The organism is Catenulispora sp. EB89, assembly GCF_041261445.1.
Lineage (GTDB): Bacteria > Actinomycetota > Actinomycetes > Streptomycetales > Catenulisporaceae > Catenulispora.
Window position 1 is genome coordinate 80,063 of sequence record NZ_JBGCCU010000002.1, and the last position, 11,730, is coordinate 91,792.

Sequence of the window (11,730 nt, forward strand, 5' to 3'; positions counted from 1 at the left end):
CCCCCTGCGTCGTTCTGAAGTGGCAACCGCAATGCGTTCGGCGATCACAGACTGCCATCCCCGACAGGCGTATGTCGCATTGACGCTACCTTGCTTATAGTCCGCGCCGTGAGCGAACCGAAGAGGAACGCCGAAGCCGCACCGGACGCCACCCGCCCCCGGACCAGCACTCGCGACCCCGAAGCACTGCGGGCCGCCCTCGAGCCCTGGCTGGCCCGCCGGACTGGCGGCACCGATGTCCGGATATCCGATGTCCGAACACCCCAAACCAACGGGATGTCCTCGGAGACGTTGTTGTTCGACGCCCGATGGAACCTCCCTGATCGCGAAGCGCAGTTCCGCCAATGCGTCGCACGGCTCGCACCGGCCACCGACGCTATGCCCATCTTCCCGGAATACCGGATGCGGGATCAGTTCACTGTCATGGCGTTGGTCGGCGAACGCACGGCCGTCCCGGTCCCGCGGACTCTTTGGTATGAATCCGACCCGGAAATCCTCGGTGCGGAGTTCTTCGTCATGGAGCGCGTCGAGGGCCTGGTGCCACCGGACATCCTGCCCTACACGTTCGGCGACAACTGGCTCTCGCAGGCCACCGACGACCAACGCCGGCATCTCCAGGACGCCACAGTCGCCACCCTCGCGCGCATCCACGCCATCCCCGCGACGGCTGAGGAAGTCACCTTTCTGGGGGACCTCGGCGCCGACGGCGACACCGCGCTGCGCGCGCACGTCGACGGCTGGCGCTCCTATTACACGTGGGCCCACGGCGACCACCCGATCCCCATCCTGGAGAAGACGTTCGCCTGGCTGGACGCGCACTGGCCGACGGCCGTCGACGCCCCGGTCCTGAGTTGGGGCGACGCCCGCATCGGCAACATCATGTACCGGGACTTCGCCCCGGCCGCGGTGCTGGACTGGGAGATGGCCGGGATAGCGCCGCGCGAGGTGGACCTCGGCTGGCTGGTCTTCCTGCACCGCTTCTTCCAGGACCTCGCAGAGTTCTTCGAGCTGCCGGGCCTGCCGGGCTTCCTCGGGTTCGGCGACGTCGCCGCCGAGTACACCGCGCTGACCGGATACCGGGTCCGGGATCAGGGGTTCTACGAGGTCTACGCGGCGCTCCGGCACGGGATCGTGATGGGGCGCGTGAACCAGCGCCGCATCCGGTTCGGGGAGCAGGAGGCCCCCGACGAACCGGACGGGCTGGTGAACCACGCCGCCACCCTCGAGCGCATGATCGGGGAGGGTTAGGCGTCGGCCACCGCGTCGGCCACCGCGTCGGCCGGGACCTCGTCGGCCGCCTTCTGCGGCTTCCCGGGCTGCCGGTCCACCGGGGTGATCACGTCGATCTGGGCCTCCGAACTGCGCCGGGGGCCCGACCAGCGGGCCGGCACCGCGTCGATCCGGTAGGCCAGCGCGTAGGCGACCGCTTCGTAGTTCACCCGCCACCCCTGGAAATGCGGCCAAGCCTCATCGGGCGTGCGTTCGAACTCGTATCCCTGAGCCCGCATCCGTTGCACGCCGTAAAGGAACTCCTCCTTGGTGAGCACGATCGGATCGTCCGGAGAGGGGTCCGGGTTATAGGGAACGCGTTCCGTACGCGCGATCTCCCGCAGCGTCACATATCCGCTCCGCAACGCCATCCGGATCTCCCCGACGTTCTGCGACGGATTGAACGACACGTGAAGCGCGGCGGCGTCCAGGACGGCCAAGAGGGCGATGAGCCAGTTGCGCTGCGCACGCGGGGACCGGAAGTAGATGAGAACCGGATAGCTGGTGTGGCTCTCCGAGACGTCGGCCGTCCACCGCTCCCACCCCCGGTAGAGGTCGGGCAGCTGGTCGTTCAGATTGACCATCGCGTAGCGCGCCAGGATCTCCGGGCCCCAGGCCGGTCCCCCGGCGCGCGCCTCGAGCATCGTCACCTCGGTCTCGCGCCGGGCGTAGGCGGCGTAGAGCGCCGGCAGGTATCCGACCAGCAGGCCGATGGAGACCGGTCCGGTGACCGCGGCGCAGAAGTCGATGGCGTTCAGCCGGGACTTGTCGGCCGAGGCGAAGCCCAGGGTGAACAGCGAGGAGCCGGCCTCGCGGATCGAGGCGCGCAGGTCCAGGGCACCCAGCGAGAAGTTGAGCATGGAGTAGCCGGCCAGGAAGGATCCGAGCCAGCCCACCAGCTTGGCGACCACCGACAGCGGCCCGGCGTAGGCCAGGATCCGGTCCTTGGTCTCGTAGCGGTCGAAGCGGTTGGCGAGGAACTGGAACGACACGTAGACGACGCGCCCCAGCATGTTCGACATGCCGGGGCGGAAGACCCGCGGGACCACCAGGGTCCGCACCTCCGACATGAACGTGCCCAGCACGATCAGGCCCCCGACCACGCCCCAGATCGTCCGCACAGCGCCAGCTCCGTAGATCGTCGATACTGCGTTTGAACCGCGGCCTGCCCTGCTCGTTCCTGGGGTGATCGTAATAGGCTCGGGGGCATGTTGCGTCTCGGCGTCTGCGTCCTGCCCGACCGTCCCTTCCGTGAGGCCGCCGCACGCTGGCGCCGGGCCGAGGAGCTCGGCTTCGAGCACGCGTGGACCTACGACCACATCACCTTCAGCGGCATCCCCGACGGCCCCTGGTACGACGCGGTCACGACGCTGGCCTCGGCGGCCGCGGTGACCGAACGGATCAAGCTCGGGACCCTGGTCGCGTCCGCGAACTACCGCCATCCGGTGCCGTTCGCCCAGGAGATCATGTCGCTGGACGACGTCTCCCAGGGCCGCTTCGTCCTCGGCTACGGCGCCGGCTCCTTCGGCCCGGACGCCAAGGTGCTCGGCTACGGCCCGGACGGCGCGGGCTGGTCGGCCAAGGAGCGCGGCGAGCGCTACCGGGAGTCGGTGGAGATCCTGGACCTGCTGCTGCGCGGCGGCGCCGAGGGCCGGACGCGCAGCACCTACCGCGGCACCTACTACGACGCGGTCGACGCCCGGATGGAGCCCGGCTGCGTGCAGCGGCCGCGGGTGCCGTTCGGGCTGGCCGCGACCGGGCCGCTGGGCCTGCGCACCGTCGTGAAGCACGCGCAGATGTGGATCGCCGACGACACCCTCGCCGGCCGGGACGGGGAGGGCCCGGTCGCGGCCGACACCTGGGCCGCGCTGGAGAAGGTGAGCCGGAAGCTCGACGACGTCTGCGAGAAGGAGGGCCGCGACCCGGCCTCGCTGCCGCGGCTGCTGCTGACCGGGCTCTCGCCGTTGCGGACCATGGAGTCCAAGGCCCGGTTCGACGACGTCGCCGGGCGGGTGGAAGAACTCGGCTTCACCGACTTCGTGGTCCACTATCCGCGGGAATCAGGGGCTTACGCCACCCCCGCGCACGTCCTTGACGAGATCGCGCCCGCCAACGCCTGAGGACTGCTTTACCCTATGTCACCATGGCGAACATAGACGTCCAGGGGTATCTTCGCCGCCTGGGCACGGAGCATCCCGGAAAGCCCACGATCGAGGGGCTTTTCGCGCTGCACCGCGCGCACGTGGAACGTGTCGCGTACACCTCCTTGCAGGTCCATCTCGGCCAGCGCACGACGCCGGACCCGTACGACTCCGCGGCCCGCATCGTGGCTGGCGAGTCCGGGTACTGCTACCACCTCAACGGCGCGTTCGGCGCGCTGCTCGAAACGCTGGGCTATGACGTGACCACCCACCGCGGCCGGGTCTGGCGCGCGGCGCCGGAGGGCAGCGGGCCCGGGTCGATCAGCGACGAACCGAACCACCTGGTGCTTCTCGTGGAGGCCGAGAACACCCTCTACTACTGCGACGCCGGACTCGGCGACGCGCTGCACGAGCCGCTGCTGTGCGTGCCGGGCGAGACGACGCAGGGCCCGTACACGTACCAGCTGGAGCGGACCCGCTTCGAGAACGGCGCGTCCGGCTGGAGCTTCACCCACGACCCGAAGGCGAACTCGTTCACCGGCATGGTGTTCGAGGAGCGGATCGCGTCGCTGCCGGACTTCGTGGCGCGGCACGAGTGGATGGAGACGAACCCGGAGTCGGCATTCGTGAAGAACCTCGACGTGTACCGGCGCGACGCCACCGGCGTGGACCATCTGCGCGGATGCGTGCTGACCCGCTCGGACGGGACCAGCGCGAGCACGCGCGAGATCACCGACTCCGAGGAGTGGTTCGACGCGCTGGCCGACGTGTTCGGGCTGCGGCTGCCGGGGGTCGGGGACGTCGCGCAGGAGCGGCTGTGGAAGCGGGTGTGGGAGCACCACGTGGCTTGGGCGGCGCAGCAGGGCTGAGGGTGGCTGAAGGTGGCCGAGGGCGGCGGCCGCTTCTGGCGGCCGGCGGCTGACGAATCGAGGGGACGGACCCGATGGGGTGGTTTCGGGGGCGGCGGAAGCGGCGCGGAGGGGAGCCGGCCGCGGAGGCTCCCGGCCAGGCGGCGGCGACAAGCCGCACAGCAACGGAGGCGGCGGGCGCTCGACAGGCGTCGGCTGCCGCGCGCCCGGAAACGGGGAGCTTCGGCTTCGGGGAGGAACCGGCCGCCGCGGCCGGGGCCCCGATCTCGAGCCCGGACCGCATCCCGGACCGCATCCCGTGGCGCGGCCTCGACGGCGGCGTGTACCCGCGGCTGCTCGGTCCGCTCGCGGACGACCCTGGCGTCGGCGCGCTTCTGGACCACTGCGAGCTGGGCTCACTGGGGCCGCCCGGCATCGCGAAAGACCTTGTCGGGCAAGCGCCGCGGGCCGGGGAGGCGCTGGGCCGGCTGGTCGGCCGGGAGCAGGCCGCCGGGCTGCGGTCCGCGGAGTTCGTCGCCGGGGTGATCAGGGTCCTGCCTTTGCTGCCCGCCGAGGAGGCGGTGCCGCTGCTGGTCCGGCTCGCGGCCCAGGAGTCCGGGCTCACGGTCGAGTCGATGCCGGTGGCGCGCGCCGCGATCCGGGCGCTCGCTTCGGTACCCGGGGAGCTGGTGCCGTCGGCTCTGCACCGGCTGGCTTCGGAATCGCCGTTGGCGGCGCTGCGGAAGGCGGCCTATGCGGAGCTGAAGCGCCGCCTGCGCACGCTCTCGGACGCGCCGGAGTGGACCGTCGACGCCTTCGGGCTGGACGGCGACAGCCGGCTGCGGATGGCGGTGGGGCCGGACCACGTCGCGGTGGTGCGGGTCGAGCTCGGCGGACGCGTGAAGGTCGGCTATCACGAGAGCCACGGACGCGCCTCCGCCGACGGACGCGCCCTGGCCGGGAAGCCGACCGCCTCGACCGTCGACCAGGACGCGCTGCGGGACGTCACGGAGCTGGCCGCGAAACTGCGGACCGCGGTACGCGCGGCGCGTACGCGCCTGGAATCCGCGCAGAAGGAGCGTCGCGAGATCCCCACGGCGGACTGGATCGAGCACTACATCACGCATCCGGTGACCGGCACACTCGCCAAGACGCTGCTGTGGGAGACGCGGGACGGCGAGGCCGCCTGGCGCATGGGCCTGCCCCGCCAGGTCGAGGGCCGCTGGGGATTGATCACCGAGACCAGCGAGCGCATCGTGCCCGGGGACGGCTCCGTGCTGCGAATCGCCGCCCCGATGCGGCTGCCGGTGGCGCGGGCCCGGGCCTGGGAACGGTTGCTGGCCAAGGCGAAGGTCGAGCCGGCGCTGAAGCAGATCCAGCGCGGCTGAGGCTGGGGCTGCGGCCGAGACTGAGGCAGACGCTGGGGCTGAAGCCAAGGCAGACCCGGCGCGGCTGAGGCTGGCGCCGGGCTCGGGCCGGGCTGAGGCCGGGGCCGGGGCCGGGCCGGGGCCCTGGAGCTGGAGCTGGAGCTGGAGCCGGGCTAAGGCTTGGGCCGGGCTGAGGCTTGGGCCGGGCTGAGGCTTGGGCCGGGCTGAGGCTGAAGCAGAGGCAGACCCGGCGCGGCTGAGGCCGGAGCCGGAGCAGAGGCAGGCCCGCCACCGCCGCCGAGCCGCCCCGCCTCAGCGCCCGGTGGTCCCGTCGATCTGCTCGCGCAGGATGTCCGCGTGGCCGGCGTGCCGGACGGTCTCGCTGGTCATGTGGGCGATGACCCAGCGCACCGACTGGGTCGTGTCCCCCGGCGGGAACGCGGTCGGCGTGCCGAGGTCGCCGACGGCCCGGATCGTGGCGTCGCTGGCCGCGATCGCCGCCTGGTAGTCCGCGAGTACGCGCTCCGCGCCGTGGCCCGCGGGGACCTCCATGTCGACGTCGCCGGGGTCCTCCTCCTCGCGGCCGGCCACGTAGTAGCCGAACCAGAGCCGCTCGGCGAGGGTGAGGTGGTGGACCAGGCCCAGGAGCGTCGTGCCGGAGTCCACCAGGACTCGGCGCAGCTGTTCCTCGGTCAGTCCGTCGGTCTTCTTCACCACGCATTCCCTGGCGAACGCCAGGAAGGCCAACGCGGTGTCGCGTTCGCCGGCGTCGTTGCGGGGTACCGGGCGGCGCTGGGTCTCGGCCATGGCACGCACTTTAGCGACGGGTCGCCGACTAGCTCTCCAGCCACCGCTCAACGAAGTCGGCGGTGTCCTGCCAGTTCTTCACCGGCACCGAGCGGATGCCCATCGCCTCGACCGGGTGGTCGTTGCCCTGCGGGTCGAGGCGGTCGCCGACGAAGACGATGTCGTCCATGCCGACGTGCAGTTCGGCCATCAGCTTGCGCATCCCGTAGGCCTTGTCGATGCCCTGCGCGGTGACGTCGATGGAAGTGCTGCCGCCGCTGCGGACCTCCAGGTCCGGCAGGCGTTCGGCGGCCCAGGCGCGCAGGCGCTCCTTCTTCGAGCCGTCCGGGTCCCAGTCGGTCTTGGCGGCTACCGGGGCCCGCTGGCCGAGGGCGGAGAAGGTGATCTGGCTGCCGCGGTCCTCGATGATGTCGCCCCAGGTCTCGTCCTCCCACAGGCCCAGGGTCTTCGCGCCCTCGGTCAGTACGTCGATCACCTCGCGCTTGGTGGCGTCGGGCAGGTCCTCGGCGTAGATCTCGCGCCAGGTGTCGTCGCGGAAGAGGTAGTAGCGGGTCCCGTTGGTGGGCATCAGGTTCAGTGCGGCGAGCTGCTGCGGGGTGGCGTCCAGATGGTCCAGGACCTGGGTCTGGAACTGGGGGAAGGCGCCGCCGGAGATGATGCAGACCTGGACCTCGTCCAGGAGCCGGACCAGCAGGCCGGCCATGCGCGCGGTAATCGCGGACTTGGACTCGGCGAGGGTCCCGTCCAGGTCGAAGGCCATGACACGGGCGTCAGGATCGTGAGACGTCATGCCTCCACTTCACCCCATAAAGTCCGAATGCGCCAAGGGCGATCTGAGGGGGATGAAGACACCGGCCCCCGGCAGCTCCTGAGCAGCTGCCGGAAACCGGTGTCCTGGGAGCATTAATACTCCCCTCCGCTACAGTCGCGCGACCCCGTCGCGGCGGGCGGCGTCGGCCACGGCCGCGGTGACCGCCGGGGCGACCCGCTCGTCGAAGGGACTGGGGATCACCTTGTCGGCCGACAGTTCGCCGGCGACCACGGCCGCCAGGGCCTCGGCGGCGGCCAGCTTCATGCCCTCGGTGATCCGGGAGGCACGGACCGACAGCGCCCCGGCGAAGACGCCGGGGAAGGCCAGGACGTTGTTGATCTGGTTGGGGAAGTCGGAGCGGCCGGTGGCCACCACGGCGGCGTACTTGTGGGCCACGTCGGGGTGGATCTCCGGGTTGGGGTTGGCCATCGCGGCGATGATCGCGTTCGGGGCCATCGTGGCGACGTACTCCTCCGGGACGCGGCCGCTGGAGACGCCGATGAAGACGTCGGCGCCGCGCATCGCCTCGGCCAGGCCGCCGGACAGGTGCGCGCGGTTGGTGATCGCCGCCAGCTCGGTCTTCACCGGGGTCAGGTCGGCGCGGTCGGCGGAGACGATCCCGCGCGAGTCCACCACGGTCAGGTCCCCGATGCCGGCGTCCAGCAGGATCTTGGCGATCGCCACGCCCGCCGCGCCGGCGCCGGAGATCACCGCGCGCAGGTCCGCCAGCGGCCGGTTCACGACCTTGGCGGCGTTGCGCAGCGCGGCCAGCAGCACGATCGCGGTGCCGTGCTGGTCGTCGTGGAAGACCGGGATGTCCAGCCGCTCCTGCAGCCGGCGCTCCACCTCGAAGCAGCGCGGGGCCGAGATGTCCTCCAGGTTGATGCCGCCGAAGGCCGGGGCCAGCCGGACCACGGTCTCGACCAGCTCGTCCACGTCGGTGCAGTCCAGGCACACCGGGACCGCGTCCACGCCGCCGAACTGCTTGAACAGGACCGCCTTGCCCTCCATCACCGGGAGCGCGGCCAGCGGCCCGATGTCGCCGAGCCCGAGCACGGCGGTGCCGTCGGTGACCACCGCGACGGTGTTGGCCTTCCAGGTGTAGTCCATCGCGAGCTCCGGACGCTCGGCGATGGCGGTGCAGACCTCTGCGACACCCGGCGTGTAGGCCAGCGAAAGGTCCGCACGGTCCCGCAGCGGGACCGTGGCGCGCACCTCCATCTTGCCGCCGCGGTGCAGGTCGAAGACCGGCGATTCGCCCACGACGGAGCCTCCGGCGGTGTCACTCTCGATGGACTGGGTCGGGATGAGCTGCCCTGACATGGCTTACCCCTTAGCTGCCGCGAGCGGCGTGTTGAGGGAACGGAAAAGGCCGGACCGTGAACCTGTTGAGGGATGAGGGGGAGGTTCGCCGGGCCCGCTTCGCTGCCGTCGGATGGTGGTCCGTACCGCGTTCCACGAGCACCGTTCAGTCCGTTCGACGCTGTCGCACCGACGACGCGGGGTTCGCCCGTGATGCGATTTTTACATGGCTGCCTATGTTCAACGGCCAATTAGCGGTGCAAGGATTCCAGCACCGTACCCCATGAACGTTGCTTGAGCGGGTAATGGATCACCCACAGGAGGAGAACATATGCGAGCCGGGAGAACTTCCAGGGCCGTCATAGTCGGGGCCGCGGGGATCGCGCTGGTCCTCACCGCCGCAGGTTGCGGAAGCGGCAGCAAGCCGGGGAGCTCGTCCTCGACCACCGCATCGACGAGCTCCGGGTCGTCTTCCACCGCTTCCTCCTCGGGTTCGGGCTCGGTCGACGCCGCGGCCGCGGCCCTGGTGCCGGCGACGATCAAGAGCAAGGGCGAGATCAGCATCGCGACCGACCCCAGCTACCCGCCGAACGAGTCCAAGGACGCGAACGGCAAGATCGTCGGCTGGGACGTGGACATGGGCAACGCCATCGCGGCGAAGCTGGGCCTGAAGGCCAACTTCCAGGAAGTGACCTTCGACAACATCGTCACCGGCATCCAGACCGGCAAGTACGACGCCGGCATGTCCTCCATCACGGACAACAAGACCCGTGAGGGCGTCGACGACTTCGTCACCTACTTCAACGCCGGCACCAAGCTGATGGTCCTGAAGGGCAACCCGAAGAACCTCACGGACACCTCCCCCACCGACCTGTCGCTGTGCGGCCTGACGATCGGCGTGGAGAAGGGGACGATCCAGGAGAGCCCGGACATCCCGAACCGCAGCAAGGCCTGCCAGGCCGCCGGCAAGCCGGCCATCAAGGCGCTGTCCCAGGACACCCAGGACCAGATCAACGAGTCGCTGCAGTCCGGCCGCTGCGACGCGGTGCTCGCCGACTCCCCGGTCGTCGACTACTACGCCAAGAGCGGCAACTTCCAGGCGGTCGGCGACATCTACTCCGGCGCCCCCTACGGCATCGCGATCTCCAAGAGCAACAGCGGGCTGTCGCAGGCGTTCCTGGCCGCCTTGAAGGACCTGGTGGCCGACGGCACCTACCACAAGCTCACCAGCCAGTACGGGATCCAGGCCGGCGACTACACGACCCCGGGCTTGAACCAGGCGACGAGCTGAGCCGCGCGTGACTGAGAAAAATCCGGCGGCGGGCACGGACGACGTGTTCGCCGCCCCGGACACGCCGTTCGCGCCCGCCGCGATCCGTGCGGTGCCGGTGAGACGTCCGGGACGATGGATCAGCGCGGCCATCCTGCTGGTGTTCGTGCTGATGTTCTTCAACATGCTGGTGTTCAACAAGAACTTCGGCTGGGACCTGGTCCGGCAGTGGCTGTTCTGGCACACCATCGTGCAGGCCGTGCTGGTCACCCTGGAGCTGACCGTCTACGCGATGGTCATCGGGATCGTCGGCGGCGTGCTGCTGGCGGTGATGCGGCTGTCGAGCAATCCGGTTTCCTCCAGCGCCGCATGGGCCTACACATGGTTCTTCCGCGGCACCCCGGTCCTGGTCCAGCTGTTGTTCTGGAACAACATCGCGGCGCTGGTCGGTCAGCAGATCGGCTTCGGCATCCCGTTCGGGCCGCAGTTCCTCCACCTGAACACCAACTCCACGATCACCGCGTTCACCGCGGCGGTGCTGGCCCTGGGCCTGAACGAGGCGGCCTACATGTCCGAGATCGTCCGGGCCGGCCTGCTGTCGGTGGACGAGGGGCAGACCGAGGCCGCGGCGTCGCTGGGCATGCGGCGCGCGAAGATCATGCGCCGGATCGTGCTGCCGCAGGCGATGCGGGTGATCATCCCGCCGACCGGCAACGAGACCATCAGCATGCTGAAGACCTCGTCGCTGGCCTCGGTGATCGGCGTGGTGGAGCTGACGGACGCCAGCGAGTCGGCGATCCACCTGTACTTCAAGGCGATCCCGTTCTACGTCGTGGCCTCGCTGTGGTACCTGTTCTTCACCACGGTGCTGTCCATCGGCCAGTACTACATCGAGCGGCACTACGCGCGCGGCTCCAGCCGGAACCTGCCGCCGACGCCGTTCCAGAAGCTGATGCGGGCCAACCTGTCGTTCCGCCGGCGGAGTACCCCCTTCACGGAAGCCAGGGAGGCGCTGCGATGACCGCCGACAGCGTTCCCCAGGCCTCCCGCACCCAGGTGGCCGTCGAGATCGACAAGGTGTACAAGTCCTTCGGCCGGGTGCCGGTCCTCCAGGGCGTCTCCATGACCGTCCGCGAGGGCGAGGTGGCCTGTCTCATCGGCCCCTCGGGCTCGGGCAAGTCGACGCTGCTGCGCTGCGTGAACCACCTGGAGAAGATCGACGCCGGGCGGATCAGCGTGCACGGCCGGCTGGTCGGCTACCACGAGAAGAACCACCGGCTGCACGAGATGCACGACCGGGACGTCGCCAAGCAGCGGCGCACGATCGGCATGGTGTTCCAGCGGTTCAACCTGTTCCCGCACAAGACCGCCCTCGAGAACATCATCGAGGCCCCGATGCAGGTGCTCGGCAAGAGCAAGGCCGCGGCCGTCGCCGAGGCCCGCGAGCACCTGGAGAAGGTGGGCTTGTCCGACAAGGCGGACAACTACCCGACCCAGCTGTCCGGCGGGCAGCAGCAGCGGGTGGCGATCGCCCGGGCGCTGGCCATGCAGCCCGCGCTGATGCTGTTCGACGAGCCGACCTCGGCGCTGGACCCGGAGCTGGTCGGGGACGTGCTGGCGGTGATGCGCGGGCTGGCCGAGTCCGGGATGACGATGATCGTCGTGACCCACGAGATGGGCTTCGCGCGGGACGTCGGCGACACCGTGGCGTTCATGGACGGCGGCGTGATCGTGGAGCACGGCGACGCCCGGCAGGTCATCGCCGAGCCACAGCACGCGCGCACCCAGGCGTTCCTGGCCAAGGTGCGCTGAAAACCCGTCGGAGCTGCTGCGTCGAGCCGGCCGCGGACCGTTTCCAAGAACGTTCCGCGGCCGCCTCTTTGGACGTTCCCCACAAAGGTCGGACGACCTGATT

The 11,730-nt window shown here is 70.1% G+C and carries 10 protein-coding genes and 1 pseudogene; 7 read left to right on the top strand and 4 right to left on the bottom strand.

Features of this window, described 5'->3' with window-relative positions; translation table 11 throughout:
- Nucleotides 1–108: 108 nt before the first annotated feature.
- Nucleotides 109–1,248: a phosphotransferase family protein gene (locus ABH920_RS03965; RefSeq protein WP_370346882.1), complete on the top strand. Its 1,140-nt coding sequence runs from the start codon at nucleotides 109–111 to the stop codon at nucleotides 1,246–1,248.
- Here the strand turns inward: ABH920_RS03965 and ABH920_RS03970 are convergent.
- Nucleotides 1,245–2,390 (bottom strand): hypothetical protein, encoded by a 1,146-nt coding sequence (locus ABH920_RS03970; protein WP_370346884.1) that lies wholly within the window; start codon nucleotides 2,388–2,390, stop codon nucleotides 1,245–1,247. The genes ABH920_RS03965 and ABH920_RS03970 overlap by 4 nt on opposite strands.
- Before the next feature lie 87 nt (nucleotides 2,391–2,477).
- Between ABH920_RS03970 and ABH920_RS03975 the strand changes: the two genes are divergently transcribed.
- From ABH920_RS03975 to ABH920_RS03985, 3 genes are all read left to right on the top strand, one after another.
- On the top strand, nucleotides 2,478–3,389 hold the full coding sequence (locus ABH920_RS03975) for an LLM class flavin-dependent oxidoreductase (RefSeq protein ID WP_370346886.1): 912 nt from the start codon (nucleotides 2,478–2,480) through the stop codon (nucleotides 3,387–3,389).
- A gap of 23 nt (nucleotides 3,390–3,412) precedes the next feature.
- Nucleotides 3,413–4,279 (top strand): arylamine N-acetyltransferase, encoded by an 867-nt coding sequence (locus tag ABH920_RS03980; RefSeq protein ID WP_370346888.1) that lies wholly within the window; start codon nucleotides 3,413–3,415, stop codon nucleotides 4,277–4,279.
- A 74-nt stretch (nucleotides 4,280–4,353) separates the two neighbouring features.
- Nucleotides 4,354–5,646 carry a DUF4132 domain-containing protein gene (locus tag ABH920_RS03985; protein ID WP_370346890.1) on the top strand — a complete coding sequence of 431 codons (1,293 nt, stop codon included), beginning with the start codon at nucleotides 4,354–4,356 and terminating at the stop codon, nucleotides 5,644–5,646.
- Nucleotides 5,647–5,937: 291 nt separating this feature from the next.
- Here ABH920_RS03985 and ABH920_RS03990 read toward each other — a convergent pair whose 3' ends face one another.
- The 3 genes and pseudogenes from ABH920_RS03990 to ABH920_RS04000 form a co-directional block, all read right to left on the bottom strand.
- On the bottom strand, nucleotides 5,938–6,432 hold the full coding sequence (locus tag ABH920_RS03990) for a DinB family protein (protein ID WP_370346892.1): 495 nt from the start codon (nucleotides 6,430–6,432) through the stop codon (nucleotides 5,938–5,940).
- A gap of 28 nt (nucleotides 6,433–6,460) precedes the next feature.
- Nucleotides 6,461–7,222: an HAD-IIB family hydrolase gene (locus ABH920_RS03995; protein WP_370346894.1), complete on the bottom strand. Its 762-nt coding sequence runs from the start codon at nucleotides 7,220–7,222 to the stop codon at nucleotides 6,461–6,463.
- A 129-nt stretch (nucleotides 7,223–7,351) separates the two neighbouring features.
- Nucleotides 7,352–8,494, bottom strand: a pseudogene (locus ABH920_RS04000) (NADP-dependent malic enzyme); the annotation flags it as partial.
- A 382-nt stretch (nucleotides 8,495–8,876) separates the two neighbouring features.
- Here ABH920_RS04000 and ABH920_RS04005 point away from each other — a divergent pair.
- The 3 genes from ABH920_RS04005 to ABH920_RS04015 are packed head-to-tail and all read left to right on the top strand — an operon-like array spanning nucleotide 8,877 to nucleotide 11,627.
- On the top strand, nucleotides 8,877–9,836 hold the full coding sequence (locus tag ABH920_RS04005; protein ID WP_370346896.1) for an ABC transporter substrate-binding protein: 960 nt from the start codon (nucleotides 8,877–8,879) through the stop codon (nucleotides 9,834–9,836).
- A 7-nt stretch (nucleotides 9,837–9,843) separates the two neighbouring features.
- Entirely contained in the window at nucleotides 9,844–10,836 is a 993-nt protein-coding gene (locus tag ABH920_RS04010) for an amino acid ABC transporter permease (RefSeq protein ID WP_370346898.1), read from the top strand.
- Complete coding sequence (locus ABH920_RS04015; RefSeq protein ID WP_370346900.1) at nucleotides 10,833–11,627, top strand: amino acid ABC transporter ATP-binding protein; 795 nt, start codon at nucleotides 10,833–10,835, stop codon at nucleotides 11,625–11,627. Before ABH920_RS04010 ends, ABH920_RS04015 begins: the two co-directional genes overlap by 4 nt.
- Nucleotides 11,628–11,730: the final 103 nt, after the last annotated feature.